Source organism: Janibacter sp. RAF52, from assembly GCF_052114035.1.
GTDB classification, from domain to species: domain Bacteria; phylum Actinomycetota; class Actinomycetes; order Actinomycetales; family Dermatophilaceae; genus Janibacter; species Janibacter hoylei.
The window spans coordinates 36241-61713 of record NZ_JBFRDY010000002.1 but is presented as its reverse complement, the minus strand read 5'-3'; the positions used below and the strand labels follow the sequence as shown (position 1 = coordinate 61713).

26 protein-coding genes and 1 tRNA gene are annotated in these 25473 nt (G+C 69.6%); 12 read left to right on the top strand and 15 right to left on the bottom strand.

Features of this window, described 5'->3' with window-relative positions:
- Nucleotides 1-76: 76 nt before the first annotated feature.
- Both AB4Y78_RS02720 and AB4Y78_RS02715 read left to right on the top strand, forming a co-directional pair.
- Nucleotides 77-1165 (top strand): S-(hydroxymethyl)mycothiol dehydrogenase, encoded by a 1089-nt coding sequence (locus AB4Y78_RS02720; RefSeq protein WP_441714907.1) that lies wholly within the window; start codon nucleotides 77-79, stop codon nucleotides 1163-1165.
- The gene (locus AB4Y78_RS02715; RefSeq protein ID WP_441714905.1) at nucleotides 1162-1791 is read left to right on the top strand and encodes an MBL fold metallo-hydrolase; all 630 of its coding nucleotides are present in this window, start codon (nucleotides 1162-1164) and stop codon (nucleotides 1789-1791) included. Before AB4Y78_RS02720 ends, AB4Y78_RS02715 begins: the two co-directional genes overlap by 4 nt.
- A 9-nt stretch (nucleotides 1792-1800) precedes the next feature.
- Here AB4Y78_RS02715 and AB4Y78_RS02710 read toward each other — a convergent pair whose 3' ends face one another.
- Nucleotides 1801-2259 (bottom strand): hypothetical protein, encoded by a 459-nt coding sequence (locus tag AB4Y78_RS02710; RefSeq protein WP_441714904.1) that lies wholly within the window; start codon nucleotides 2257-2259, stop codon nucleotides 1801-1803.
- A 40-nt stretch (nucleotides 2260-2299) separates the two neighbouring features.
- Here AB4Y78_RS02710 and cysS point away from each other — a divergent pair, with 40 nt between their 5' ends.
- Both cysS and rlmB read left to right on the top strand, forming a co-directional pair.
- A complete protein-coding gene (gene cysS / locus AB4Y78_RS02705) occupies nucleotides 2300-3733 on the top strand; it encodes a cysteine--tRNA ligase (protein ID WP_441714902.1) in 1434 nt (477 codons plus the stop codon).
- A complete protein-coding gene (gene rlmB / locus AB4Y78_RS02700; protein WP_441714900.1) occupies nucleotides 3733-4680 on the top strand; it encodes a 23S rRNA (guanosine(2251)-2'-O)-methyltransferase RlmB in 948 nt (315 codons plus the stop codon). The genes cysS and rlmB overlap by 1 nt, the downstream gene beginning before the upstream one ends.
- 50 nt (nucleotides 4681-4730) lie before the next feature.
- On the opposite strand, the gene AB4Y78_RS02695 is transcribed toward rlmB, so the two are convergent.
- From AB4Y78_RS02695 to AB4Y78_RS02680, 4 genes are all read right to left on the bottom strand, one after another.
- Nucleotides 4731-5309, bottom strand: coding sequence for an RDD family protein (locus AB4Y78_RS02695; protein WP_282070622.1), 579 nt, complete (start codon nucleotides 5307-5309; stop codon nucleotides 4731-4733).
- A complete protein-coding gene (locus AB4Y78_RS02690) occupies nucleotides 5310-6554 on the bottom strand; it encodes a DUF4032 domain-containing protein (protein WP_441714899.1) in 1245 nt (414 codons plus the stop codon). It abuts the gene before it with no gap.
- A gap of 64 nt (nucleotides 6555-6618) precedes the next feature.
- Complete coding sequence (otsB, locus tag AB4Y78_RS02685; RefSeq protein ID WP_441714897.1) at nucleotides 6619-7371, bottom strand: trehalose-phosphatase; 753 nt, start codon at nucleotides 7369-7371, stop codon at nucleotides 6619-6621.
- 1 nt (nucleotide 7372) lies between these two features.
- Nucleotides 7373-8809, bottom strand: coding sequence for an alpha,alpha-trehalose-phosphate synthase (UDP-forming) (locus tag AB4Y78_RS02680; RefSeq protein WP_282070625.1), 1437 nt, complete (start codon nucleotides 8807-8809; stop codon nucleotides 7373-7375).
- Nucleotides 8810-8911: 102 nt separating this feature from the next.
- Here AB4Y78_RS02680 and AB4Y78_RS02675 point away from each other — a divergent pair, with 102 nt between their 5' ends.
- The 6 genes from AB4Y78_RS02675 (at nucleotide 8912) to AB4Y78_RS02650 (ending at nucleotide 14798) form a co-directional block, all read left to right on the top strand.
- Nucleotides 8912-9340, top strand: coding sequence for a CBS domain-containing protein (locus AB4Y78_RS02675; RefSeq protein ID WP_282070626.1), 429 nt, complete (start codon nucleotides 8912-8914; stop codon nucleotides 9338-9340).
- 64 nt (nucleotides 9341-9404) lie between these two features.
- Nucleotides 9405-11105, top strand: a complete 1701-nt coding sequence (locus tag AB4Y78_RS02670) for a serine/threonine-protein kinase (protein WP_441714895.1) — start codon at nucleotides 9405-9407, stop codon at nucleotides 11103-11105.
- Entirely contained in the window at nucleotides 11102-12688 is a 1587-nt protein-coding gene (locus AB4Y78_RS02665; RefSeq protein ID WP_259911298.1) for a threonine/serine ThrE exporter family protein, read from the top strand. The genes AB4Y78_RS02670 and AB4Y78_RS02665 overlap by 4 nt, the downstream gene beginning before the upstream one ends.
- Before the next feature lie 153 nt (nucleotides 12689-12841).
- The gene (locus tag AB4Y78_RS02660; protein WP_441714892.1) at nucleotides 12842-13627 is read left to right on the top strand and encodes a transglycosylase family protein; all 786 of its coding nucleotides are present in this window, start codon (nucleotides 12842-12844) and stop codon (nucleotides 13625-13627) included.
- A gap of 298 nt (nucleotides 13628-13925) precedes the next feature.
- Nucleotides 13926-14651, top strand: coding sequence for a transglycosylase family protein (locus tag AB4Y78_RS02655; RefSeq protein WP_259921514.1), 726 nt, complete (start codon nucleotides 13926-13928; stop codon nucleotides 14649-14651).
- Nucleotides 14652-14725: 74 nt separating this feature from the next.
- Nucleotides 14726-14798, top strand: a tRNA-Thr gene (locus tag AB4Y78_RS02650).
- A 20-nt stretch (nucleotides 14799-14818) separates the two neighbouring features.
- Here AB4Y78_RS02650 and AB4Y78_RS02645 read toward each other — a convergent pair.
- The 8 genes from AB4Y78_RS02645 to AB4Y78_RS02610 form a co-directional block, all read right to left on the bottom strand.
- On the bottom strand, nucleotides 14819-16039 hold the full coding sequence (locus AB4Y78_RS02645) for a tyrosine-type recombinase/integrase (protein WP_441736845.1): 1221 nt from the start codon (nucleotides 16037-16039) through the stop codon (nucleotides 14819-14821).
- Nucleotides 16040-16042: 3 nt separating this feature from the next.
- Nucleotides 16043-16228 carry a helix-turn-helix transcriptional regulator gene (locus tag AB4Y78_RS02640; protein WP_040880612.1) on the bottom strand — a complete coding sequence of 62 codons (186 nt, stop codon included), beginning with the start codon at nucleotides 16226-16228 and terminating at the stop codon, nucleotides 16043-16045.
- Between the two features lie 35 nt (nucleotides 16229-16263).
- On the bottom strand, nucleotides 16264-17736 hold the full coding sequence (locus AB4Y78_RS02635) for a replication initiator (protein WP_441736843.1): 1473 nt from the start codon (nucleotides 17734-17736) through the stop codon (nucleotides 16264-16266).
- On the bottom strand, nucleotides 17736-17999 hold the full coding sequence (locus AB4Y78_RS02630) for a hypothetical protein (protein WP_441713862.1): 264 nt from the start codon (nucleotides 17997-17999) through the stop codon (nucleotides 17736-17738). Before AB4Y78_RS02630 ends, AB4Y78_RS02635 begins: the two co-directional genes overlap by 1 nt.
- Nucleotides 17996-18253, bottom strand: a complete 258-nt coding sequence (locus AB4Y78_RS02625; RefSeq protein ID WP_441713863.1) for a WhiB family transcriptional regulator — start codon at nucleotides 18251-18253, stop codon at nucleotides 17996-17998. The genes AB4Y78_RS02630 and AB4Y78_RS02625 overlap by 4 nt, the downstream gene beginning before the upstream one ends.
- A complete protein-coding gene (locus tag AB4Y78_RS02620; protein ID WP_441713864.1) occupies nucleotides 18240-19442 on the bottom strand; it encodes a hypothetical protein in 1203 nt (400 codons plus the stop codon). The genes AB4Y78_RS02625 and AB4Y78_RS02620 overlap by 14 nt, the downstream gene beginning before the upstream one ends.
- A gap of 230 nt (nucleotides 19443-19672) precedes the next feature.
- On the bottom strand, nucleotides 19673-20110 hold the full coding sequence (locus tag AB4Y78_RS02615; protein ID WP_368245196.1) for a plasmid replication, integration and excision activator: 438 nt from the start codon (nucleotides 20108-20110) through the stop codon (nucleotides 19673-19675).
- 95 nt (nucleotides 20111-20205) lie between these two features.
- The gene (locus AB4Y78_RS02610; protein WP_441736841.1) at nucleotides 20206-20946 is read right to left on the bottom strand and encodes a GntR family transcriptional regulator; all 741 of its coding nucleotides are present in this window, start codon (nucleotides 20944-20946) and stop codon (nucleotides 20206-20208) included.
- Nucleotides 20947-21016: 70 nt separating this feature from the next.
- On the opposite strand from AB4Y78_RS02610, the gene AB4Y78_RS02605 reads away from it, so the two are divergent.
- Nucleotides 21017-22102, top strand: a complete 1086-nt coding sequence (locus AB4Y78_RS02605) for a DUF1152 domain-containing protein (protein WP_441713866.1) — start codon at nucleotides 21017-21019, stop codon at nucleotides 22100-22102.
- A 53-nt stretch (nucleotides 22103-22155) separates the two neighbouring features.
- On the opposite strand, the gene AB4Y78_RS02600 is transcribed toward AB4Y78_RS02605, so the two are convergent.
- On the bottom strand, nucleotides 22156-23958 hold the full coding sequence (locus AB4Y78_RS02600; RefSeq protein ID WP_441713867.1) for an AAA family ATPase: 1803 nt from the start codon (nucleotides 23956-23958) through the stop codon (nucleotides 22156-22158).
- A gap of 313 nt (nucleotides 23959-24271) precedes the next feature.
- Between AB4Y78_RS02600 and AB4Y78_RS02595 the strand changes: the two genes are divergently transcribed.
- Nucleotides 24272-24574 carry a DF family (seleno)protein gene (locus AB4Y78_RS02595; protein ID WP_441713868.1) on the top strand — a complete coding sequence of 101 codons (303 nt, stop codon included), beginning with the start codon at nucleotides 24272-24274 and terminating at the stop codon, nucleotides 24572-24574.
- A 479-nt stretch (nucleotides 24575-25053) separates the two neighbouring features.
- On the opposite strand, the gene AB4Y78_RS02590 is transcribed toward AB4Y78_RS02595, so the two are convergent.
- Entirely contained in the window at nucleotides 25054-25464 is a 411-nt protein-coding gene (locus tag AB4Y78_RS02590; RefSeq protein ID WP_441713869.1) for a hypothetical protein, read from the bottom strand.
- Nucleotides 25465-25473 lie beyond the last annotated feature (9 nt).

Below are 25473 nucleotides of genomic sequence, written 5' to 3'. Positions count from 1 at the left end.
CACGGCGGTGGGCGGATGGGTCACGATGGGGCGTGAACCTCGGGGCCGCCGCCCCGCCGTCGAATGGAGTCGAATCGTGTCGCAGACCGTCAAGGCAGTCATTGCTCGTTCGAAGGGGGCGGATGTCGAGGTCGTCGACATCGTCGTGCCCGACCCCGGTCCGGGTGAGGCCGTGGTCAAGGTCCAGTCGTGCGGGGTGTGCCACACCGACCTGCACTACCGCGAGGGTGGGATCAACGACGAGTTCCCCTTCCTCCTCGGCCACGAGGCCGCGGGTGTCGTCGAGGCTGTCGGCGAGGGGGTCACCGAGGTGGCGCCCGGTGATTTCGTCATCCTCAACTGGCGGGCGGTGTGCGGTCAGTGCCGCGCGTGCCGGAAGGGCAAGCCGCAGTACTGCTTCGACACGCACAACGCGACCCAGAAGATGACCATCGCCGAGACCGGCGAGGAGCTGACCCCCGCGCTGGGTATCGGCGCCTTCGCCGAGAAGACCCTCGTCGCTGCGGGGCAGTGCACCAAGGTCGACGGGGACGCCGACGCGGCGGCCGTGGGCCTGCTGGGCTGCGGTGTGATGGCCGGCTTCGGTGCCGCGGTCAACACCGGTGAGGTCACTCGTGGTGAGTCGATTGCGGTCATCGGGTGCGGTGGTGTCGGTGATGCGGCGATCGCGGGCGCGAAGGTTGCGGGTGCGACGACGATCATCGCGGTGGACATGGATCCGCGGAAGCTGGAGATCGCCAAGGGCTTCGGTGCCACGCACACCGTGGATGCGAGCACCGAGGACACCGTCGAGCGGGTCCGTGAGCTGACGGGCGGTTTCGGCGCCGATGTCGTCGTCGACGCGGTCGGCCTGCCGCAGACCTACGAGCAGGCCTTCTACGCGCGCGACCTGGCCGGTCGGGTCGTCCTCGTCGGGGTCCCGGCCCCGGACAAGGAGGTCACCCTCCCCATGATCGAGATCTTCGGCCGAGGTGGTGCCCTCAAGTCGAGCTGGTACGGCGACTGCCTGCCCAGCCGCGACTTCCCGCTGCTCGTCGACCTCTACCGCCAGGGGCGCTTCGACCTCGACGCCTTCGTCACCGAGCGGATCGGTCTGGGCGACATCGAGTCGGCCTTCGACAAGATGCACTCCGGTGACGTGCTGCGTTCGGTGGTGGTCCTGTGACCGCGCGGGTCGAGCGGGTCGTCACGTCGGGCACCTTCGAGCTCGACGGGGGCTCGTGGGAGGTCGACAACAACGTGTGGATCGTCGGTGACGACACCGAGGTGCTCGTCATCGACGCAGGCCACGAGGCCGGACCGATCCTCGAGGCGATCGGCGAGCGGACCGTCACGGCGATCGTGTGCACCCACGCGCACAACGACCACGTCAACGCCGCGGCGCAGGTCGCCGAGGCGACGGGTGCGCCGATCCTGGTGCACCCGGACGAGGCGCCGTTGTGGCAGATGACCTACCCGGACCGGGCACCGGACGGTGCGCTGGCGAACGGCCAGGTCATCACGGTCGCGGGCACCGACCTCACGGTGTTGCACACGCCCGGTCACGCGCCGGGCGCCTGCTGCCTGCACGCCCCCGAGCTCGGGGCCCTCTTCTCCGGGGACACCCTCTTCCAGGGCGGACCCGGCGCGACGGGGCGCTCGTACTCCGACTTCCCGACGATCGTGGAGTCGATCCGCGACACGCTGTTGACCCTCCCTTCGGAGACCGTCGTGCACACCGGCCACGGCGACGACACCACCATCGCCGCCGAGGCCCCCCACGTGCAGGAGTGGCTCGACCGGGGGCACTGAGCCGCAGGGTCAGGCCGCGAGTGCTGGGAAGCAGACCGTCACGAGCATCGCCATCTCGACGATGGCGAAGGGGGCGCCCAGCCACCGGACCACCGCGGCCTGGCTCTCGTCGGCCCCCGCGCGGGCAAGAGCCCCCTTGTCGGGGGCCAGGCCGGACGGGCTCGGCAGGACGTTGGCGACGACCGGGCCGAGCGGCACGAGGGTCGCCGCGAGCAGGCCGCCCAGCAGCCACGTCCGGTACGTCGTCTCCTCGCGGACGGCGAGCACGACGAGCACGCTCATCAGGAGGAGCGTGATGAGGACGCCGTGCAGCAGGAGCACCCGTGCGGCCGTGCGCCACGCGCTCGGGCCCGGGCGAAACCACAGCCGCGTGAGCTGACGCCCGAAGGCGATGCCCACGCCGAAGGACCAGAGGCCGAGGAGCACGGCGAGGGTCACGGCCGCCCACGACGCCATCTGGGTCGTCACGAGGCCAAGGTAACCACCTGCGCCCGTTAGCCTTGAGCCCGTGACCCTGCAGCTCTTCGACACCGCCACGCGCGAGCAGCGCGACTTCGTCCCCGTGACCCCCGGCCGGGTGGGGATGTACATCTGTGGGCTCACGACCCAGGGCGCGCCGCACATCGGTCACCTGCGCTTCGCCGTCGCCTTCGATGTGCTGCGTCGCTGGCTCGTGCGCGGTCACGGCTACGACGTGACGCTCGTGCGCAATGTGACGGACATCGACGACAAGATCCTGCGCAAGGCGGCCGAGAGCGACGAGGAGTGGTGGGCGCTCAGCTATCGCAACGAGCGCTACACGAGCCAGGCGCTCGACCTGCTCGGAGTGCTGCCGGCGACCTACGAGCCGCGCGCGACCGGCCACATCACCGAGATGGTCGACCTCATCGACCTGCTCGTCGAGCGTGGCCACGCCTACCCGGCGGCCGACGGCAGCGGCGACGTCTACTTCGACGTCAAGAGCTGGGCCGACTACGGCGAGCTGAGCCACCAGGGCCTCGACGACATGGTCGCGGCCGAGGACGCCGACCCGCGCGGCAAGCGCGACCCGCGGGACTTCGCGCTGTGGAAGGGCCGCAAGGCAGACGAGCCGGCCACGGCGAACTGGCCGACCCCCTACGGCGAGGGTCGCCCCGGCTGGCACCTCGAGTGCTCGGCGATGGCCCGCAAGTACCTCGGTGACACCTTCGACATCCACGGCGGCGGCATCGACCTGCGCTTCCCCCACCACGAAAACGAGCAGGCCCAGTCCCGTGCGGCCGGCCTCGGCTTCGCCGGCTACTGGCTGCACAACGGCTGGGTGACGGTGAAGGGGGAAAAGATGGGCAAGTCCCTCGGCAACGCCCTCGAGGTCCAGCAGCTCGTGCAGGAGCACGACCCGCTCACCGTCCGCTACTTCCTGACCGCCGCGCACTACCGCTCGATGATCGAGTACCACCCCGGCTCCCTCGAGGAGGCCGCGGCGGCGGTCGAGCGCATCGAGGGCTTCCTGCGCCGGGCGCTGCCCGGGCAGACCATTGCCGAGGCGGACCCCGGCGTGGAGCTGCCCGCCGACTTCGCCACGGCGATGGACGACGACCTCGGCGTCGCCGGCGCGCTCGCCGTCGTCCACGACCACGTGCGGCAGGGCAACACCGCCCTCGACGAAGGGGGTCGCGACGAGGCCGCGCAGATCGCCGCCACCGTCCTGGCGATGACCGACGTGCTCGGGATCAACCCGTTGTCCGCGACGTGGGGGCAGTCCGGTGGCAGCCGCGAGCGTGAGCTCACCGATGCCCTCGACGCCCTCGTGCAGCTGCAGGTCGGGGCCCGAGCCGCGGCCCGGGCCGCACGGGACTTCGAGACGGCAGACCAGATCCGCGACGCGCTCGTCGCCGCGGGCATCACCATCGAGGACACCCCGCACGGCGCGCGGTGGAGCCTCGCCAGGAAGGATCACTGATGGCCGGCAACAGCTCGCGGCGCGGTGCGGTGCGCCGCTCCGGGTCGAAGAAGGGGCCCCAGGTCGGCTCCGGCGGCCAGCGGCGGCGCGGCCTGGAGGGCAAGGGGCCGACGCCCAAGGCCTCGGAGCGCCCCAACCACAAGGCGTACAAGAAGCCCTCGGAGCGCCGCCCCACCTCCCGGCCCGGCGGCAGCCGCAAGAAGTCCGGCTCCACCGAGATGATCGCCGGGCGCAACTCCGTCGTCGAGGCGCTGCGCACCGAGGTGCCCATCTCGACGATGTACATCGCCAACCGGATCGACAGCGACGACCGGGTCCGCGAGGCCCTGACGATCGCGGCCGAGGCGGGCATCCCGATCTTGGAGACGCCGCGCTCGGAGCTCGACCGGCTCACCGACGGTGCCGTGCACCAGGGGCTCGCCGCGCAGGTGCCGCCCTACGAGTACGCGCACCCCAAGGACCTCGCCGAATCTCAGCTGCCGGGGGTGCCGCTCGTCGTCGCCCTCGACGGCATCACCGACCCGCGCAACCTCGGTGCCATCGTGCGCTCGGTGGGGGCCTTCGGCGGGCACGGCGTGGTCGTCCCCTCCCGACGCAGCGCCGGCATGACCGCCGCCGCGTGGAAGACCTCCGCCGGCGCGGCCGCCCGGGTGCCCGTCGCCCAGGCGAGCAACCTCGTGCGCGCCCTGGAGGACTACCGGTCCGCCGGCTTCTTCGTCATCGGCCTCGACATGGAGGGCGACGTCGAGCTGCCGGGCCTCGAGCTCGCCACCTCGCCGCTCGTCGTCGTCGTGGGCTCCGAGGGCAAGGGCCTCTCGCGCCTCGTCCGCGAGACGTGCGACCAGATCGTCTCGATCCCGATGAGCAGCAGCGCCGAGTCGCTCAATGCCGGCATCGCGGCGGGCGTGACCCTCTACGAGGTCGCCCGCCTGCGGAGCCGGGGGTGAGCGCACCCCCACCCGGCCGCCGCGGGCCGGGGTAGCGGACCGAGCCGGGCTCAGCCCCGGTCGGTGTGGACGACGTGGGTCTTGCCCACGATGTCGGCCAGCGTGCGGTCGTCGTCGTCGACGAGCATCCAGATCCAGCTGATGATGCCGGCGAACTGGTGCACGAGCTCGCGCAGCGCCATCGCGCCGAGCTGCGGGTGCTGCCCCGTCGTGGCGTCGATGACCTTGAGCCCGGTGACCTTCTTGCCGATGCTCTGACCGGTCTTGGTGACCCGCCACACGCGGTTCCACGCGACCATCGCCAGGCTGGCGACGAAGGTCAGGAGGAAACACAGGATGCCGACGAAGATGAGCAGCCCCGAGCCGGAGCCGGGGACCTCGCAGGTGTCGGAGTAGTAGTAGCCCCCGCAGTCATAGGTGTCGGGCACGCCGGCCGCGATGCAGATGATGCCGAGGACGAGCGGCACGAAGGCCGCGGCCGTGGACAGCAGCCCGTCGATGATGCCGGGCACGATGCGGTCGGCGAAGGCCGCTGTGCGGCCGTAGCGCTGCTCCACCCAGGCGCGGGAGCCCGGGCGGTCGGGGTCGCTGCCCGTGGTCGGGGGTGGCGGGGGAGTCGGGACCGACATCTAGCTCTCCTTGTCGACGACGGGCAGCATCTGCGTGTCCGTCCCGAGGACGGACTGCTCGTCAGGCTTGCTGGGCAGGACCTCCTCGAGGTAGGCCGTGACGGCCTCCTCGATGGGGACATCGTGCCCGATGCGCTCGGCCATGTACCACCGGTGCTCGAGGATCTCGTGGAAGATCTCCGCCGGCTCGAGCTTGGAGCGCAGCTGCGGCGGAATGCGTCGCACGGTCGGCTCGTAGACGCGGGTGAGCCAGTCGTGCGCGACGAGCCCCTCGTCGTCGCCCTGCCGGTCGAGTGCCGCACGGTAGGAGTCGAGGTCGTTGAGCAGGCGGCGGGCCTGGTTTTCCTCGACGTCGAGCCCGGTGAGGCGCATGAGCCGACGACTGTGGTGCCCGGCGTCGACGACCTTGGGCTCGATGCGCAGGTGGGTGCCGTCGAGGTCGGTGGTGATCGCCAGCTCGTCGACGTCGAAGCCCAGCGCGTTGAGCCGGCGGATGCGCTCGTCGACGCGCCACCGCTCGCCGGAGTCGAACCACTCGTCACCGGTGAGCTCCTGCCACAGGCCCCGGTAGCGGGCGATGACGTCGGCGGCGACGTCGAGCGGGTCGAGCGCGTCGGGCAGGTAGCCCCCGGCCGCGAGGTCCATGAGCTCGCCGGCGATGTTGGTCTCGGCGAGGTCGAGGTCGTGCGCGCGCTGCCCGTCGCTCAGCCGGTCGTGCAGCTCACCGGTCTCGGCGTCGACGAGGTAGGCGGAGAAGGCACCGGCGTCGCGCCGGAAGAGCGTGTTGGACAGCGACACGTCGCCCCAGAAGAAGCCGGTGAGGTGCAGCCGGGCGAGGAGCACCGCGAGGGCGTCGGCGAGCCGGACGGCCGTGTCGGCCTGGAGGGACTGGCTGAAGAGGGCGCGGTAGGGCAGGGAGAACTGCAGGTGCCGCGTGACGAGGCAGGCATCGAGTGGCTGGCCGGAGGCGTCCGTGCGGTCGGTGACGACGGCGAGCGGGACGACGCAGGGCAGGTCGAGGCGCCGCAGCTGGCGCAGCAGTCGGTACTCGTTGCGGGCCAGGGGCGCGGCGATCTCCTTGACCGCGACGATGCCGCCCGAGAGCCGGGCGAACCGCACGACGTGCCGCGAGATGCCGCGAGGGAGTGCGGCGAGCAGGTCCTCCGGCCAGTCCGCCAGCGGTACCGACCACGGCAGGTCGAGCAGGGCCGGGTCGGGTTGCGCGGCCTGGATGTCGAGCGGCACGGCGGCTCCCTTCGGTCGATCGCTCCAGTGTGGCGCAGCCGACGTCGACGAAGGGGGCGCAGCCTCACCCCCGTCGCCGGGCGAGCAGGGCGAGCACCTCGGGCACGTCGGTGCAGGCGTCGATGCGGGCGCGGGCGGCGGTCTCACCGGCGCCGACCTTGATGCCCAGGTCGTGCGGCCCGAGCACGGCGAAGGCGTGCTCGTCGGTGACGTCGTCGCCGAGGTAGACGCTCGCGTCGACCCCGAGGGTGGTGGCCAGGGCTCGCAGGGCGGTGCCCTTGTCGGCGCGCAGCACGCTCAGCTCGTGCACCCCCTTGCCCGCGAGGTGGGTGACGTCCGCGTGGGCGGCAGCCTCCTCCGCGATGGCCCGGGCGACCGGCAGGGCGTCGTCGGGCAGGCCGCGGGTGTGCAGGACGACGGCGGTCGGCTTCTGCTCGAGCCGGATCCGCGGGTCACGGGCGGCGACGGCCGCCGCGACGTGGCCGCGCAGCGCGGTGACGGCAGCCTGCGTGCCCTCGGGCAGGGTCGGGCCCGCGCTCGACTCCGCGCCGTGGCTGCCGATGCGGGTCAGGGCTGACCCGTCGAGCCCGGTGAGGCGGTCGAGGGTGGCGAGGTCCCGCCCGGAGACGACGGCCGCCCACGTCGCGGGCGCGGCGGCCAGCGTGCGCAGCGACTCGAGGGTGCCCGGCTGGGCCCGTGCGTCGCCGGGGTCGAGGACGAAGGGGGCGAGCACCCCGTCGAAGTCCGTGGCGACGAGCAGCCGGGGCGCGGCCGCGACCTCGGCGAGGGCGGCGGTGACCGGCTCTGGCAGGGGCACGTCAGGCCCTCTTCGGCGTGGGACGCTCGGGGGCGGAGGCGAGGTTGTCGAGGAAGCGATCGGCCCACCGTTGGACGTCGTGCTCGCTGACCCGGCGGCGGGAGGCGCGCATGAGCCGGCGGCGGTCCTTGGGGTCGGTCTCGATGGCGCGCAGCATCGTCTGCTTGAGGCCCTCGATGTCGTGCGGGTTGCAGACGAAGGACTGGTGCAACTCGTGCCAGGCCCCGGTGAACTCGCTGAGGACGAGGGCGCCGCCGAGGTCGTGGCGGCAGGTGACGTACTCCTTGGCGACGAGGTTCATCCCGTCGCGCAGCGGGGTGACGAGCATGACGTCGGCGACCTGGAAGAGCGCGGCCATCTCCTCGCGCGGGTAGCTCTGGTGCAGGTAGTGGACGGCCGGGCTGCCGAGGGTGCCGTAGGTGCCGTTGATCCGCCCCACTGTCGTCTCGACCTCGGTGCGCAGCCGCTTGTAGGCCTCGACGCGCTCGCGGCTCGGCGTGGCGACCTGGACAAAGGTCACCTCGGGGGGGCGGAAGGCACCCTCCGAGAGCAGTTCTTCGTAGGCCTTGAGGCGGTGACGGATGCCCTTGGTGTAGTCGAGTCGGTCGACGCCGAGCATGACGATCTCGGGGTCGCCGAGCGAGGTGCGGATCTGCTCGGCGCGGGCGAGCACCTCGGGGCTGCGGGCGAGCTGCTCCAGCCCGGCGTAGTCGATGCTGATGGGCACCGAGGACGCGCGGACCACCCGCTCGCGCCCGTCGGGGTCGGTCGTCGTCACCGTCTCGCCGCGCGTGCTGCGCCCGTCGAGCTGGCGGGCGGCCCGCACGAAGTTGGCGGCGTCGGCGGAGCGCTGGAAGCCGAGGTAGTCGGCACCGAGGAGTCCCTCGATGATCTGCGAGCGCCACGGCAGCTGCGCGAAGAGCTCGACGGGCGGGAAGGGGATGTGGTTGAACCACCCGATCCGCAGGTCCGGTCGCAGCCGACGCACGAGGGCGGGCACGAGCTGCAGCTGGTAGTCGTGGATCCAGACCCTGGCCCCCGGTGCCGCCACCTCGCACACCGCCTCGGCGAAGCGCTCGTTGACCCGCTGGTAGTCCTGCCACCACTCGCGGTGGAAGTGCGCGGGGACGATGACGTCGTGGTAGATCGGCCACAGTGTGTCGTTGCTGAAGCCCTCGTAGTAGGTCTGCAGCTCGTCCTCGGAGAGCGGCACGGGGTGTAGCCACATGCCGGCCTCGGCGAAGGGGGCGGGAGCCTCGCCGGCCTCGCCGGCCCACCCGACCCAGGCGCCCTCGCGCCCTCGCATCACCGACTCCATCGCGGTGACCAGTCCCCCGGGGGAGCGGTGCCACTCGCTGCTGCCGTCCGGGCCGACGACGCGGTCGACGGGCAGTCGGTTGGCGGCGATGACGAGGTCGTACGTGTGCTGACGTGGCACTGCAGTGCACCTCCGAGGAGTGGGTGGTCCCCAGCCTACGGGCCAGCGTGGGCCCTCCTGTGACCCCTTCCACGGAGCGGTCGGGGCCACTACCGTCGGTACATGAAGATCTCGGACGTGCTGCGCAGCAAGGGCCACGATGTCGTGACCATCACCCCCGACGCGACGGTCGGCGAGCTGCTCGCCCTCCTCGCCGAGCACCGCATCGGTGCCGTCGTCGTCTCCGTGGGGGAGGGATCCGTCGACGGGATCGTCTCCGAGCGGGACGTCGTCCGTCACCTCCACAGCGGTGGCGTCGGCGTCCTCGAGGGTCCGGTGAGCGCGATCATGACCGCGAAGGTGCACACCTGCGGCGAGGGGGACGACCTCACCGCGCTCGAGGCGCAGATGACCGAGCGCCGCATCCGTCACGTGCCGGTCGTGGGCGACAGGGGTCTCGTCGCGATCGTGAGCATCGGAGACGTCGTCAAGCACCGCATCCGTGACCTCGCCGCCGAGCGCGACCAGCTCGAGGCCTACATCACCCAGTGACCTACAGGCGGCACACAGCGAGCGCTCCGACACCTCACAAGCTCGGCCTTCTACGCTGGGGGGCATGACGACGCAGCTGCTCGGGGGCGACCCGGCCCCGGACGAGCCCGGAGAGGCCGGTGTGGCGGACTACGACACGATCGGGCCCTACCGCGTGCTCCAGCAGCTGGGGCAGGGTGGCATGGGCATCGTCCACCTGGCCCTCGACGAGCGCGGCCGCGCCGTGGCGATCAAGGTGCTGCGCTCCCATGTCGCCCACGACGAGGAGGCCCGTGCCCGGCTGGCGCGCGAGGTCGACACCCTGGCCCGGGTCCGCTCGCAACGCATCGCCCCGGTCTTCGACGCCGACCTCGAGGGCGAGCAGCCCTACATCGTCACCCGCTACGTCCCCGGCCCGAGCCTCGAGCAGCACGTGCGCGAGCAGGGCCCGCTCGGCGCCGAGGCCCTGCTGCGGCTCGCCCGCGGGCTCGCCGAGGCACTGCGCGCCATCCACGAGGTCGACGTGGTCCACCGCGACCTCAAGCCCGGCAACGTCCTCATGCTCGACGACGACCCGGTCGTCATCGACTTCGGCATCGCCCACGTCGCCGAGAGCTCGCGCATGACGATGACCGGTCTCGTCATGGGGACCCCCGGCTACCTGTCGCCGGAGCTCATCGAGGGCGGCGACGTCACCCCGGCCACCGACTGGTGGGGCTGGGCGGCGACCCTCGTCTTCGCGGCGACGGGGCGCTCTCCCTTCGGCCGTGGCGGCATGGAGGCGGTGCTCGCCCGGGTCTGCCGCGGAGATGCCGACCTGCGTGACGTCGACCCGCAGCTGGCGCCGCTGCTGCACGCCGCCCTCACCCCGGACCCGAGCCGGCGCCCCGATGCCGACGGGGTCCTCATGGCCCTCGAGACCTGGGCCCGTGGGCGACCCGTGACCGACGTGCTGCCCCAGCGCACCCGGGCCCTCCAGCCCGAAGCAACCCGCACCTTCCCGCCGGTGTCGGCGCCCGCGCCCCGCGCGGAGCCGCCGGCCCCCTGGGGTCGTGGTGACTGGACCGACCCGCGACCCACGTCCACGCCTGCACCCGCGGCCCCCGCTCCGGCCCAGGTCGCGCCGACGCCGTGGCCCGGCGCCGGTCCGGCGACGCCCGACCGCCCCGGCGACCCCCGCATCGGCCGCCCGCGGCGCAGCGACGTCCTCGCCGCGCTGCTCGCAGCCGCGGTCGCCTTCGGCGCGGCCGTGCCGTGGGCAGGCTTCGCACTGGCGATCGGCTGGTCCTGGTTGGCGCGCACCGTCGACCGCTCGATGACGGCCACCGTGCGGCGACGGCACCGGTACGGACGTCGTCGCAGCGACGGCGTCGCGGCCCTGGCCGCGTCGCCCCTGCACCTCCTCGGCGCCGCCCTGACGACCGTCGTGGCGGCGCTCCTGCCCGCCGCGGTGGGTGCCGCGGGCCTCGTCGTCACCGCCGTGGCGCAGGACGCGGTCGACGGCCGAGGGGTGCGGCTCGATGCGCCCGTGCCCCTGGCCGTCGCGGCTCTGCTCGCCCTGCTCATCGGCTGGTGGGGTCCCGGGGGCCCGAGCCTGCGCCGGGGCAGCCGCAGCCTCGTGCGCAGCGTGACGGGAGTCCCCGTCGCGCGGGTGGTCATCACCGCTTGCCTCGTCGTCTTCGCCGTCGGCGTGCTCGGTGCGCTCGCCGTCGGCGCCCTCGAGGTCTCGTGGTGGCCTGACGTCCAGTCGCCCATGCCCTCCCCGGAGCAGCTGCCCTCACGATGACGACGCCGCCGCCCCCACCACCCCACGAGCCCGCCAAGGGCCCGCGGCGCCGGCCCGGACGTCGCACCGAGCCCCAGACCGGAGCCATCCCGCAGCACCCGCAGCCCAAGCCGCGCCGTCGACCCAGCCTGCGCGGCGAGCAGCCGACCGAGACGATCCCGCTGCGTGGCTCGCTGCGCGGCACGCCCTACCGCGACCCCCGTGTCACGAGGGCGGTCGCCGAAGAGCGGGCCGCCGCGCACGCGATGGACCTCGCGCTGCGGGTCGCCGAGATCATGCTGCGCTCGGGCTCGAGTGCCGCGGGTGTCGAGTCGGCGACGATCGCCGTCGGTGTGGCAGCCGGCCTCGACGACCTCGACGTCGACCTGACGATGCAGTCGATGCACCTGCAGTGCCGCACCCCGTCGGGGCAGACGATCTCGCGGCTGCGAGTCGTGCGGCAGCCCCGCCTCGACTTCGCCCGGCTGGCGATGGTCCACGCGCTCGTCGACGACCTCGTCTCGGGTGACATCGACCTCGAGCAGGCCGACTCGCAGCTCCGCGAGATCAGCCGGGCCCCCCGCATGTGGTCGCGGTGGTTCGTCACGCTCGCCGAGGGCGGGGTGGCCGGTGGCGTCGCCCTCCTGCTCGGGGCGAGCCTGCCCGGTGTGCTCGTCGCCGCCGCTGCGGCCTGCGTGACGATCCTGCTCTCCGGTCTCGTCGACCGGCTGAGCCTGCCGGACTTCTACCTCGGGGCGCTCGGCGGCGCGACGGCCACGCTGATCGCCTTCTTCGCCTACGTGCTCGGCACCTACGGGATCATCCCGATCTCGCCGGCGGACTTCGCCTTCATCGTCGCCGGTGGCATCGTCGCCCTGCTGCCCTCGCGCACGCTGATCTCGGCGATGGAGGACGTCCTCTCCGGCTTCCCCGTCACCGGGACGGCCCGCCTCTTCGCGGTCATGCTCCACACCTTCGGGCTCATCGTCGGTGTCGCCTCCGGCCTGGGGCTGTGCCTGCAGGCCGGTGGCCTCCTCGGCATCGAGCTCACGCCGCCGCCGCTCGACAAGCTCGCCTGGGCGTCGGGCCCGCTGCCCATGGTCATCATCGGCGCTGTCGTCATCGGCTTGACCGGCGCCATCACGCTCCAGGACAGCCGCCGGATGCTCCTGCCCGCGAGCCTGCTCTGCGTCTCCGGCGTGGCGGTCGCCGTCGGGCTGAGCTCGCTCGGCATCGGCCGGGTGACGTCGACCGGGCTGGCTGCGGCCGTCATCGGCTTCCTCGCCCGCTACATCGCCCTGCGGATGGACGCCCCGGCGCTCACGATCTCGGTCCCCGCGTCCTTCGGCCTCTACCCCGGTCTCGGGATCTTCATCGGTCTGTACCACATGAGCAGCCCCGCCACGGTGGCCGACGGCGCCAACTCCACGGCCGGTCTCTTCAACGTGCTCGGTGCCTTCGGCGTCATCATGGCGATCGCGACGGGCAACACCCTGGGTGACCGGCTGGCCGCTCCCTTCGACGCGCCTGTGGCACAACGCCGCCGGGCCACCGTCGAGCAGGAGGGCGACCGGCGGGCCGAGGACGGGTGGGACATCGTCTGAGACGCTGGCGGGGCGGGGCCGCGCCCCGAAGGTCACAAGTTTGACTCGCTAGATCACGGGAAGGTAACGTTCGCGAAGTCCGCGACCGACGCCAGACCTTCTGGCAGCTTCACCACGAAGCCCCCTGAACCTCGTGGAAGGAATCACCACCCCATGTTCTACTCCCCGAAGCACGCTCAGGCTGCGAAGGCCTCGCCCGCCCGCCGCCGCATCGCCGGTGTTGCCGTGGCTGGGGCCTCAGTGGCCGTCGGCTCCATGGCGACCGCCCAGAGCGCGTCCGCCTCCACGAACTCCTCCGTCTGGGACCGCGTCGCCGCCTGCGAGAGCGGTGGCAACTGGTCCATCAACACGGGCAACGGCTTCTACGGCGGCCTGCAGTTCACCAACCAGACCTGGAACGGTTTCGGCGGTGGCAAGTACGCCCCCAACGCCCACCAGGCCACCAAGTCGCAGCAGATCGAGATCGCGCAGAAGGTCCTGCAGACCCAGGGCCCCGGCGCCTGGCCCGTCTGCTCGCAGAAGGCCGGTCTGACCAAGGCCAACGGCGGCGCCTCCGCCGGCGGCTCGACCGCCCCCGCCCCGGCCCCGAAGGCCGAGGCCCCCAAGACGCAGGCTGCCCCGCAGCAGCAGGCTCCGCAGCAGCAGGCGCCCTCGCGCTCCGAGGTCCGCACCCCGGCCGCCGCCGGCGCCCTCGTGGTCGACGGCATCCGCGGCCCGAAGACCAACGCCGCCATCGAGAAGTGGGTCGGCGCCACCCAGGACGGCGCCCTGAGCGCCACCGACGTGAAGGCCCTCCAGGCCAAGGTCGGCTCGGGCCAGGACGGCGTCATCGGCCCGAAGACCACCGCTGCCCTGCAGCAGGTCGTCGGCGCCGACCAGGATGGCATCTGGGGTCCGCAGACCACCAAGGCCCTCCAGACCTACCTCAACGGTCGCTGAGTGAGCTGAGCCCGTCCCGCCGTCAGGCGTGACGCAGCACTCCGCGAAGGGGGGTCCGCACCAACGGTGCGGACCCCCCTTCGTCGTGCCCGGGGTCGTGACGCCGGGCGGCCCAGGCATCGCCGCTCGCGCCTCACCACCGTTTCGGAGGCGTGGTGTGGATGGTGTCCGAGGTGCCTGAGTTACAGGTCTGTATTTACGTGACGAGTGTTGTCTGTGTGACTGGAGTGTCCTTAGCGTCGCTCTCGGACCTGCGCGGGGTACCCCTGCCCGTGCTCAGCCGAGATGAGGACACCACATGTTCAGCACCAATGACTTCCCGGATCAGCCGGCCTCCCGACGCGGTCGTCGCCTGCGCGTCGCAGGTGGCGTCGTCGCCGCCGGCTCGCTCGTGGCCGGTGGCCTCGTGGTCGCCTCCAACGCCGGTGCCGCCGACACGGTCTGGGACCGGGTCGCCGCCTGCGAGTCGACGAACAACTGGAGCATCAACACGGGCAACGGCTACTACGGCGGCCTGCAGTTCTCCTTCCAGACGTGGAAGGGCTTCGGCGGCCAGAAGTACGCCTACACCGCCGACCGCGCCTCCCGCGCGCAGCAGATCGAGATCGCCCAGGAGGTGCTCAAGGTCCAGGGCCCCGGCGCCTGGCCGGTGTGCTCGCGCAAGGCGGGCCTGACCGTCGCCAATGGCCTGGCCGTCAACCCCTACGGCAGCGGTGAGCGGCCCTCACGCGACACGACCCGCCCGCCGGCCACCTCCACCGGCGGCAAGCTCGCCGTCGACGGCGTCCAGGGCCCGAAGACCAATGCCGGCATCGAGAAGTGGGGCGGCCGCCCGATGAACGGCTACCTCGACTCCCAGGACAAGCAGGCCCTGCAGCGCAAGGTCGGCGCGTCGCCCGACGGCGTCATCGGCCCGCAGACGACCAAGGCGCTGCAGCGCAAGGTCGGCGCGGACGTCGACGGCAAGTGGGGCCCGCAGACCACCTCGCGCCTGCAGTCCTGGCTCAACAACAACGTCCTCTGACGGGCGCCACGACTCGGTGACGACCGGGCCCGCGGGCTACGATGCCGCGGTCCCGGTCTTCGTCGTCCGGGCCCGCTGGCGTGGCGCAATTGGTAGCGCACCTGTCTTGTAAACAGGTGGTTGAGGGTTCGAGTCCCTTCGCCAGCTCTGAAATCAAGGGAAACACCTCACTCCCCACCCTCCGGGAGGCCGAAGCCTCCACTTTCGCCTCCACTTTGCCCCGGCGAAGGAGGCCGCGGGTCGGCCGCTTCGAGTGCCGCGAGCACCCGAGGATCTTGCTCGCCACGGCCCAGATAGACGTCCTGCGTCATCGACACCCGCGAGTGGCCGAGCTGGTCCGCGATGATCCGCGCCGTGACCCCGGACCCGTCGAGGATGCTCGCCGTCGTCTTGCGCCAGGCGTGCGACGTCACCCACTCCAGATCGCTGTCCAGACGGACCTCGTAGAGCCACCGACTCACCGTGCGCGGCTCCCGGAAGCCACCATCGACCGTGCCGAAGACCGGCTCCTCCGGCCCCACCCCGACCTCAGCGCGCCGCCGCAACATCGCCACGCACCACTGAGGAAGGGGCAGGAGACGCTGCCCGGCCGCCGACTTCGTGGGCTTGCGGATCAACCCCTGACCCGTCACCCGGATGAGGGTCGAGGTCACCACGACCGTGCCGGCCTCCAGGTCGATCTCCGACCACAGCACCGCGACGACCTCACCGATCCGCAGGCCCGTCGCCAGCATGAAGGCGCACAGGTCCGGCAGGTCGTGCTCGACGGCCCGGGGATCACGGGTCACGGCCAGGAACCACGCCGCCCGCTCCTGCTCGGTCAACGCACGCGGCCGACGACGAGGGCCGGCACTGAGCCGACGCACCTCACGAGTCGGGTTGAACCGCACCGCACCCTCACGCACCGCCCGACCCATCGCACCCGAGATCACCGCCCGCGACGTGCGCGAGGTGGCCGACCCGACCCGCTCGTGAAGGTCCACGAGGAAGCGGTCCACGATGGGCGTCGTCACCTCACCCAACCGCAGGTTGCCCAACGCGGGGGAGACGTGCCGCTGCCACTGGTAGCGATAGGTCTGCACCGTCCCGGGCGACCGCTCACCCATCCGCACGAGCTGGTCGAGGTCGGCCAACCACTGCCGCACCGCCTCGTCCAAGGTGTCCCGGGCCGTCAGCCCACCGACGCCGGTCGTGGCGGCATCCTCCAGAGCCGTGGTCAGTGCCCGTTGAGCCGCAGCCTGCGACGACCCCCACCTCTCCACCCGACGCTTGCGACCGTCGAAGCCCCGGAACCATGCCCGAGCCTTGTACGTCGCCCCGGAGTCCGTGGCCACGCGCACCGTCGAGATGGCACCCCACTCGCCCGGAGCCAACCCCTGCCGTCCCATCGCTCACGCTGCCGTCTGCTCGTCGAGCCACGCGAAGACGTCACTCTCCCGGTAGCGCAGGCGACGACCGATCTTCAACGCCGGAGGCCCCTCGCCCTGGCACCGCCAGTCGTAGAGCGCCCCCACGGGCACCCCGAGAAACGTCGCGACGTCCTGCACCGTCCACAGCGGGTCATGTCGATTGCACATCTGAATCCCTTCTCTCCCTTGTCTGTCGTGTCTTCTCAGTTCGCCCGTGCCCTCTCGGCACGCCACTGGTCGTAGGCCCGAGCGCGGTCCGCAGCCGCCAGAGCCAGCGCCGTGTCACCGTCGTTGTCCCACCCGGTGCCCACGTACCTCCAGGAGCCCACGACGAGGGTCGTCTCCTCCTCGTCATCCGCGATCAGGTCCGCGAAGTCGAGGACCGGCACCTCACGACCATCACGAGCACAGTCGGCGGCGATCCGCTGCCACCGCTGCCGCGCCCGACGCAAAGCCCCGAGCGTGATCGAGTACTTGCGCGACTTGCTGGAGAAATGCCCCCGGAACCCGAGCATGTGCACCCACTTGCCCAGCAGCTCGTAGTCATCGCCCGACGTCCGCTGGTCCGCAAGGTCATCCAGAGTCGCCCGAAGACGCCGGTAGTGGACCGACTCCCTTCGCGGATCGGTCGTGTCCGACGCGGCCTTGGTCGCGTACTTCGCCAGATAGCCGGCGACCTGCTCACCCACCAGTGGTGCGTCCGGATCATCGCCCCGCGAGCCGGTCACCGTCCGGGCATCGACCTGAGCGCCGAACCGCAGCCGGCCCCCGCCCTGACCGCCACACGACGGAGCGTCGAAGTGGACCCGCGCCACCGCGTCCTCGAGGAGCCCCGCGAGCACCCCGGCAGAGATCGAGTCAGGAGCCGCCGCGTACCCCTCGGGCGTCTTCGGGCCGTCCAGCCGAACCAGCGCGTGGAAGTGGACCACACCCCGCGCCTGGTACTCAGCGACCTTCGCGTACTGCAACGTCGCCACCTCCCGCAGCCGAGAGTCCGGCACACCCAGCGCACGAGCGATGACCCGACGAGCCGCGATCGTGAACCGCCGCCACAACTCTGGAGCCCACCACTGCCAGATCGCGTGCCCCACGTAGTCATAGCAGTCCGAGCAGATCGGCGTCCCCACGTCGAGGTCACCATCCTCATGAGCCCGCCAGCACGCCACCGCACGACCGTGCTCGCACACCCCGTGCCCATCACGAGGACGGCACCGCTGCCCTCCCTTCGCCGCATGCACCGAACCAAAGGACGGAGCCGTCAACGTCAGGAAGACCAACGGATTGCCGCTGACCTCCTCCGGCACACTCTTGCCCCCGACCACACCGGCCCGGATCATCTCGAAGGTGTCGCGCGCATAGATCCGTGAGCAGGCCGGGCACACACTTGCCCGCCGATTGCCGCACCGCACGTAGGTCACGCCGAAGGGCTCGTGAGCAGACGAATAGCTGCTCAGCACCTCACCCGTGGCCCGGTCGACGCGACGGGAGGACCCGACCAGCCGGATCGGGTGCGCGCAATGGCCGACCCGCGCCGCAGCATCCGCCCAGGCATCGAAGGTGCCGCCCACGAGGCGATCCAGCGCGCTCTGCCGAGCAGCCGCCCCGAGGCTCCCCAGATCCAGGGGCGCATCGTCGCTGTAGCCGGGGAACCCGAAGGGGGCGCTGCGGTCATCCATCAGAGCTCGCCCGCCGCCCCGCTCGCGCACACGCAGTCGAGGCACACGAGGTGATCGCGGCCGTGGTCGATCACGTAGGCCCAGCCCTCGCAGAACGTCGTCGCCGCCGCGATGGCGTCCGAGGTCGTCGGGAAGATCGTCCGCGCATCGAAGCGCCGCACGAAGACCACCCCGCACTCATCGCACGCGACCGCAGCACCGCGACCCAGCGTCGAGCGAAGGGGGAGCACCTCAGACGGAGCCGCCGCCAGCATCCAGCTCATGCCGTCTCACCCAGCCCGAACCGCTCGTGATCCAACGTGCCGCCCCACACGCCCTGGTCGTCCCACGCCAGCGCGTAGTCCAGACACATCACCCGCACCGGACACGACGCGCACACCTCCAGCGCCTTGTCCGTGTCGTCACGGCCACGCTCCGGAAACCACCAATCCGGGTGCGGATGGCGCACGCACGCCCCGTGGAGATTGAGCGTTGCCAGCGTCCGCGTGGCAGCGCGAGAGCGCTCATTCGGCATCATGACGAACCCCTTCCCGAGATGACTCCCAGCGCTTCGCCGCCGGGTAGTGCGCCGCTGTGGCCTTGATGAGCGAGTCCGGCCAGAAGTGCGCCCGCACCCGCGCCACCTCGCCCTGCTCCGTGACGAGATAGCCAGCACCCCGCATGTCATCCGGGATGCGATGGGCCGGAGCCTCATCACTCAGACCCGACCCGAGGACCATCTGGACCTCCTCGACGCTCTGGAGACGCAGCGCCACCGTCTGCGTGAACAGCCCCCGCATCGGGACCGTCTCCTTCTTCGGGTCCTGCACGAAGGCGACGACGACAACCCCCATCGCCCGCCCCTGCGTCAAGATCTCCGACAGGAGGCGATTGCCCTCCTTCTTCACTCCCGCATCCGCATAGGCCGTCAACGCCGCCAGCTCGTCAATGACCAGGACGTGCAGCGGATCGCCCGGCATCGGCTCATGAAGCCGCGACTGCCCGACCATGCGGACCGCACGCTCATCGATGATTGCCAGCAGATCCCGCAGCACCTCCACGGCCTGCTCCGGCTTGTACGCCGTGCGATACATCAGGCCATCGCCCATCGCGATCTCCACACCACGCTTGAGATCCACGCCGTGCACCCGCACCGTGTCCTGCCTGATCCACGGACCCAAGGAGGCCACCGAGCCCCACAGGATCGAGCCCTTCCCCGAGCCCGACCGACCAGCGACCAACGTGTGCCGACCCACCAGCGAGAGCCGCCACGGGTCGCCCGACTCTTCCCGACCAACCTCGACCGGCTCCAGGGCGGCACCCGGCGCACGATCCGCAGGGATCCTCGCCGTCGTCGCACCCGCCAGCGCGTCACCCATCGTCAACCGCAGCTCCGCGACCGCAGCCGAAGGCGTCGAGACACGAAAACTCGCAGCACCGAAGTCAGCCGCGAACTTCTCCGCCACGGCAGCGATCTCCGACGAGGACTGCCCCCGGCGAGCCCGGATGCGCGCCACGACGACACCGCCGCACGAGGTCACACCCAGTAGCGCCGGATCGACCCATCCGCGACCGTCCTTGGTCTGGATCTCCTTCGACAGGCCAGCAGCCCGAGCGACATGCGCGAAGTCTCCACGCACATAGCGCCGGTAGAACCACGCCACGACCTGATTGGGGTACCGAAGCGCGACCACGAAGGCCGCGACGAAGACGAGCAGCGCAGCCACGCCCACCACGGCCCCGAGCATCTGGAGCTGCGACCCAAGGACCGCGACCCACGAGGTGTCAGACGGACCGGTCGGCAGCCCCCACGACGTCCGCTCAGGAGCGCGACCGGCGAACCAGCCCGCACCGAGCAACGCCACGCACACCGCCAACAGCCGCCACAAGACCGGGCCAGCCGCCTGGACCGCGAGGACACCCCCACGGACCAGACGACGAACCCTGACGGCACGCATCACGCAGCCGCCGACTCCGAGCGACCCGAGACCGAGGGCTTCGCCCCCTTGCCCGGAGCGGTCATCCCCTCCGCCCGGAAGGACCACGCCAACCGAGGACGCACCCCGTTGTCATCGACGTAAGGCAGAGCCGTCAACCCCACAAACTCCACCGGAGTCCACGGGAACGGCGTCCCGTTGTCCGGAGGCACCGGCTGCACCTTCGCCGCGATCTTGATCGACAGGGCCGTCTCCTTCTTGCCGGCCTCCTCGTCCGCGTCCAGGACCGTCACCTGCCATAACGGCAACCCCGAGTCCTTGTCCAACTGCTGCGGCCGCGAACCATCCGGCCGCTTGTCCGCATCGAAGTCCGCCACCGGCTCCACACCCCCCTTCAAGAACGCACCCGCGGGGAAGACGTCCGCGTGACCGACCGGGAACCGACGCTGCATTGCCATGTGACTCACTCCTAAGTGGTATATGCCAGTCATTACAAGGTGGCATATACCACTTGGTCATGCAAGCGGGAGTGAGATCTGTTGTGGACGGCGGGCTAGGAGAGCTCGTACCGCTGCTCGGCAGTGAAGCGACCAGGCGGGTAGATAGCCTCAGCGAACTCGATGGGGGAGTCCGCAGCGTCGTAGACGATGTGCTCGACCAGCAGGACCGGTGCGTTGGGGTCGCTCAATCCCAGTGCGGCACAGTCCTCTTCGCCTGCGGCGCGTGCTGTCATGCGATCTCGTGCGTAGCGTGCGATCCGGCCGGTCTGCTCTTCGACGTAGCCAACTGTGCCCGTGCGGATGCGCTCCGTTGAGAGCAGCCGGGGAGCCTGCGCGGCAAGCTCCGCGCTGAACCAAGACGTGGATGACTCGATGCGCTCGTCCCCGTCCCAGGTGATGCGGCGACGCCGGATAGCGGCAGTGCCGCCGCCTAGCGCCAGGCCGCGGGCAATGTGCTCCGGAGGCTGCTCAATCATCTCGGCCGACACGATCTCGGCCCGTTCGTTGCCGCTATAGATCCGGCCGGAGCGCTTGGCGCGGGCGTAGCGGTCGACCGGGCGCCGATGGACGTTGAGGTCCGCAACGAAGGTGCCGGACCCCTGTACCGAGTGGAGGAAGCCCTCGGTCCGCAGGAGCGCCAAGGCCTTGGTGGCGGTGGGGCGTGAGACCTCGTACTGAGCCGCAAGTACACGCTCGCTCGGAACCTCGTCGCCGGCACGGAGTTCGCCACTGAGGATGCGCGTGCGAAAGTCGTCGGCAATGCGCCGGAACTTCGCAGGGGGCTGGCCGCTCATCACTCACTCTCCATCTGGCTAATACCACTTCAGGGTAGAGGTTGCAGGGGCGGCGAGACACAATCGGTCCATGAGGACGCTCTACGTGGCAGCAGGAGGTGGCGGCGATGCAGTCGGCGCGCTCCTCGCTCGGCGTGCCCTCGGAGACACGGATGAGCGTCCACCTCTCGTCACGACGTGCGCATGGGAGCGACTCAGGATCGACCCCGTGCCGGGTCCGCGTGCCCGCAGTGACTTCAAGGGTTTGGGGCTCGTGGGCGGTGAGCTGTGCGAGGTGCTGCCTTCGTCGGACACGACTCCATCTGGGCGGTCCGTTCTACCCCGACTGGCCGAGACAAGCGGCGCAAGGATCTTCTTGCACGACTTCGACGGGGGAGCGGTCGGGCTGACTGGTCAGTTCCAGCGACTTGCATCCTCGCTAGACGTGGACGAGTTGGTCGTGGTCGACGTCGGCGGAGACATCGTTGCGCGTGGCCCTGAGTCAGAGTTGCGGAGTCCGCTCGCCGACTCACTCACTTTGGCGGCTGCGCTCAGGGTGGGTCTTCCTACGACGGTGGTGGTATTGGGCCCTGGTGTCGACGCCGAACTAACCGAGGAGACGGTGATCAGCATCCTCCTTGGTCGAGTCGAGGCTTCGGTCGTCGGCGTTATCAGCGCGGAAGACATTCGCGACCTTGACGCCGTCCTTGCATGGCACCCGACGGAAGCAACGGCACTCGTCGCAGCCGGGGCAGCAGGGATGCGGGGGACTGTCGCCATGCGTCGTCTCCGTTCCCCCGTCCCAATCACGAATCATTCGCCCGAAGTCTGGGCAGTTAACGAAGCCACCATCGATTCGTTCCCCCTTGCTCGGATGCTGCAAGGATCCACAACTTTGCACGATGCTGAAAAAATCATGCGCGATTTTGCCGTTAATGAGATTGACTTTGAGCGGTCGGTTGCTCAGACTCCTCGCCGAAGCCGGTCTGTCGGCGATTTGCGTCAACTTGTTTCCACCATGTCGGCCATAGGAGCTAACCTAACCACGACTCGTCACCTCGCCGATTCCGTGGGTCCTGAGGTTTTGTCACAACTGGCGAAGGACTTCAATCCACCCCCCAATAGTCTGTGGCCACTCGAATGGCTCAGAGATTGGTGCCAAAGAGGCCAGGAGTAGGCGTTCTGCTGGATCAATACTTGCCGGGGGTCGGATCCTTGATCTCGGCTTGACTATTCAGCAGCTGGCGGAGCGGCGCGCTTGGCCGTCAACCATTCCTCAACGATGGAGAGGAGCGGGCCGAATCCATGGAAATCAGCCGGATCGCGCTTCTCGGTGCAGAGATACTCACAGAGCTTGGCCTTGTCTAGGTTCTTGTCAGTATTCACCTTCCCATTCCCGTAATCGCGAGTTGTCTCAGACCAAAACCTTTCCTCAAAAACTTGCTCATTCAAGAGGTTCTCGATGCCCTTCTTCATCCTCTTGTTGTCGAGGTTGCTCGGTGCTACGCGGATCGACACGCGACCAGAATCCGCGGCTTGTAGGCGAACGTCGTTATCGAAGAGCATAAGTACCGGCCGGCTCTGGAGAGACGGGTTCGCTTTAAGTAGGCGCCAGGCGCGCTCAAGGGCATCCTTTCCCGAACCCCTCGCCCCAGATGGCTCCATCGAACCGATCCAATCCAGCTCTGCGCCCTCGATTGATCCCGAACGCCCCAAAAGAGTAGCCGCAGTCCGAAGATAATCCGGATCCGTTTTCCCCTCACATAGGATCAAGGGCGTCTGCTGGGCGCTCACCCTTAGTGTCACTTCAGAGTCAAATCCTCGCGTGTCCTTCAGGACCGTCAGCGCATTCTTGAACTCACGATACCCCTCGGCCGGGACCGCGTTGCCCGAAGGCATCTCAACGATCTGGACGCCATCCGCCCCGTAATGGTCCTCGGCGCCTAGGACAAACAATGGAGAGTGCGCAGAAAGGATGAACTGAATGTGCTGAAACTCTGACATCAACGCTGGAATGGCCCTATAGGCGAGATCTATGTGGACGTGAGCATCGATCTCATCGATCACACATATCCCTTCGGCGCCCTCGGTGGGTCCACCCGTAGCATCGCCATGCATGAGCAGCGTCTCAAATACGCTCAAAAGTGTGGCCTGCCCCGACGACAACGCATCCAGGGGTAGCGTTCCAGAAACGGAAGTGGTCTCCAGCTGTAGACCTTCAAATCGATTGCGCCAAACAAACCTTGCGCCAGGGTCGGCTAGGACGATCTGAAGAATTCTGTCGGCCTTGGCGAGTGTGGACTTGAACACTTGAAAAGAAGTGTCGTCAATTCGCCACTGCGCCGTTCCAAACTCTCCGTCAGTGGCCGGGCGCACGTGTGGTCGACTGTCCAGTATGAGCCCAGGGAGCCACTCGGCCACGGCTGAAAGCCCATTTTCGACGTACATTTGTTTACCGAGCCGCCCATCAATGCGAACTTTTGGGGTGAAGGCGCTAGCGCGGGACAGGCTTTCTTGGTTCAGCCAGTGCGGCCTCTCGGATCTACTTGCGGGAAAATAGGAATAGCTTCCAGAGCGAAAAATTCGACGACTCTGCTGCTCGCTAATCCCGAAGTTCTTGCTCCCACCTTCGGGTGCCCACGTGGCCCCAGGCTGAAGACCCGGACTTAAGTCGTCGGGCAGGCTCGCGGGCGGGTACGTCCCGGCTTTTTGCGCGTAGATGAACTCCTCTCCATTGTCCAGGAAACGAAGGAGCGCGAATCCCCCCTTAGTGCCTCGACGAAGATTAGTTCCCCCAACTAGGCGAAGAAAGTGTCGGGCGCTTCCCGGCGATGGAGCCACGACGTCGGAATGATGTTGTGCTGCGCCCTCGACCAGTGCGTCAGCAACTATAGATAGAAAGTTGGTCTTTCCGCTTCCATTTTCCCCAACCACAATAAGAGGCTTGGGGAGGCCGGAATCCTGAAACGCAAAGTTCATGGCCAGATCTTCGATAGGCCCATCATTTACTATACGCAATTCGTGCAGATACATGTCGCCCCTCTCGTTGCCCTCCGCATCCTCATCAGACCCTATCTACTTCTGGGACGCACTCACCTGACGCGGCCGTGCACGAGCGCCGGTGAGAATTTTCTCTACTGACTCAAGCGCGCCTCCGGCGCGAGCCGGCGGGCCTTCGGCCCGCCGCCGTGCCGGGCGTGCGGCCTGCGGCCGTTCCGGGCGCGGCGGCGGACCTCGACCCCACCGGCACAACAAAGGGAGCGACGGCCAGGACCTCATCCCGAGCGTCGCTCCCTTCGCCGAGACGGCTACGTCACTGCTGTCGCGTGGCACCTAAAGTGGCGGCATGCGCGTCCAACTCCTCTACTTCGATGGCTGCCCGCACTGGGAGCTGGCCGACGGCCGCCTCGGTGAGGCGCTTGAAGCCCTGGGCGTCGACGTCGACGTAGAGAAGATCCTGGTGACCACACCGGAGCAAGCTGACGAGTGGAGCTTTCGTGGCTCGCCGTCGATCCTTGTCGACGGTGAGGACCACTTCGCCGAGCCAGGCGCGCCGGTCGGGCTGTCGTGTCGGCTGTATCGGACACCAGATGGCGTGGAGGGTTCTCCCACAGTTGAACAGCTAGTCCAGGTCCTATCTGGGACATAGCGCCAACGAAACATCGACGGAACTGCAGCCGAGATGGCCTTGCTGGCTCGGAGCAATGACGTGAGCAAGGTCGGTGGTCCAGAAGTGAAGTTGGGCGGACACGCCGCCGCGCGAATACGTCACCTTCACGCCTCCGACCCTCCGCTTCACTCTCCGCCCACCTCCGGACCGCATCAAGGGCGCTCCGCGTCACTGCGTGATGGACTCCGTCCACCCTTGACCCGGCCACTCCGGCAGGCTCCTCTGCTCCGCTACAGGGTCGGTGGCTAGATCCGGCCAGCCCTCCACTTACGCCTCCTCTTTCGTCCAGAGAAGGACCGATCCAGCCCGAGTCGGCTCCGCACATGCACGCGAAGACCGTTGGAAATACAGGGAATCCGAGTCCCAGCAGTACCCAACCGAGGAGCCCCGCAGGGAAACAGGTGGTTGAGGGTTCGAGTCCCTTCGCCAGCTCCACTGGCGCGTGACCTGCCGGAGGATCAGCGGCCGGCCAGCCAGGCGTTGATCGAGTCCTTCAGCGGGCCCTCCTGCTCGCCGACGAGGATGACCCCGCCCTCGCCCGTCGACGAGGTGGCGGTGACTCCCTTCGCCCCGCCGTCGGCACCGATGATGACGTCGACCTCGCCGCGGTCGACCGCGGCGGCCAGGGCGTCGAGCTCGCCGACCTGCCAGCTCGGGTGCGCGCCGATCGACTCGGCGTAGTCGCCGACGGCCTCGGCCGCCGGCCCGCTCACCTCACCGCTGTCCTCCGGCACGGCGAGCGGGGGGTTGGCGACGACACCGACGGTGAGGACCCCCGTGCTCTCGGCACGGTCGAGGGCGGAGCCGGGGTCGGAGCAGCCGGCCACGAGGAGCAGCGGCAGCAGGGCCATCGCGAGCAGTCGGCGCATGGCCCCCAT

Excerpts from the sequence above, each read along its gene's own strand:
- rlmB (WP_441714900.1), top strand. The coding sequence starts at position 3,733 with ATGGCCGGCAACAGCTCGCGGCGCGGTGCGGTGCGCCGCTCCGGGTCG.
- AB4Y78_RS02695 (WP_282070622.1), bottom strand. The coding sequence starts at position 5,309 with ATGTCGGTCCCGACTCCCCCGCCACCCCCGACCACGGGCAGCGACCCC.
- AB4Y78_RS02675 (WP_282070626.1), top strand. The coding sequence starts at position 8,912 with ATGAAGATCTCGGACGTGCTGCGCAGCAAGGGCCACGATGTCGTGACC.
- AB4Y78_RS02670 (WP_441714895.1), top strand. The coding sequence starts at position 9,405 with ATGACGACGCAGCTGCTCGGGGGCGACCCGGCCCCGGACGAGCCCGGA.
- AB4Y78_RS02665 (WP_259911298.1), top strand. The coding sequence starts at position 11,102 with ATGACGACGCCGCCGCCCCCACCACCCCACGAGCCCGCCAAGGGCCCG.
- AB4Y78_RS02660 (WP_441714892.1), top strand. The coding sequence starts at position 12,842 with ATGTTCTACTCCCCGAAGCACGCTCAGGCTGCGAAGGCCTCGCCCGCC.
- AB4Y78_RS02655 (WP_259921514.1), top strand. The coding sequence starts at position 13,926 with ATGTTCAGCACCAATGACTTCCCGGATCAGCCGGCCTCCCGACGCGGT.
- AB4Y78_RS02645 (WP_441736845.1), bottom strand. The coding sequence starts at position 16,039 with ATGGGACGGCAGGGGTTGGCTCCGGGCGAGTGGGGTGCCATCTCGACG.
- AB4Y78_RS02640 (WP_040880612.1), bottom strand. The coding sequence starts at position 16,228 with ATGTGCAATCGACATGACCCGCTGTGGACGGTGCAGGACGTCGCGACG.
- AB4Y78_RS02635 (WP_441736843.1), bottom strand. The coding sequence starts at position 17,736 with ATGGATGACCGCAGCGCCCCCTTCGGGTTCCCCGGCTACAGCGACGAT.
- AB4Y78_RS02630 (WP_441713862.1), bottom strand. The coding sequence starts at position 17,999 with ATGAGCTGGATGCTGGCGGCGGCTCCGTCTGAGGTGCTCCCCCTTCGC.
- AB4Y78_RS02625 (WP_441713863.1), bottom strand. The coding sequence starts at position 18,253 with ATGATGCCGAATGAGCGCTCTCGCGCTGCCACGCGGACGCTGGCAACG.
- AB4Y78_RS02615 (WP_368245196.1), bottom strand. The coding sequence starts at position 20,110 with ATGGCAATGCAGCGTCGGTTCCCGGTCGGTCACGCGGACGTCTTCCCC.
- AB4Y78_RS02610 (WP_441736841.1), bottom strand. The coding sequence starts at position 20,946 with ATGAGCGGCCAGCCCCCTGCGAAGTTCCGGCGCATTGCCGACGACTTT.
- AB4Y78_RS02605 (WP_441713866.1), top strand. The coding sequence starts at position 21,017 with ATGAGGACGCTCTACGTGGCAGCAGGAGGTGGCGGCGATGCAGTCGGC.
- AB4Y78_RS02600 (WP_441713867.1), bottom strand. The coding sequence starts at position 23,958 with ATGTATCTGCACGAATTGCGTATAGTAAATGATGGGCCTATCGAAGAT.
- AB4Y78_RS02595 (WP_441713868.1), top strand. The coding sequence starts at position 24,272 with ATGCGCGTCCAACTCCTCTACTTCGATGGCTGCCCGCACTGGGAGCTG.
- AB4Y78_RS02590 (WP_441713869.1), bottom strand. The coding sequence starts at position 25,464 with ATGCGCCGACTGCTCGCGATGGCCCTGCTGCCGCTGCTCCTCGTGGCC.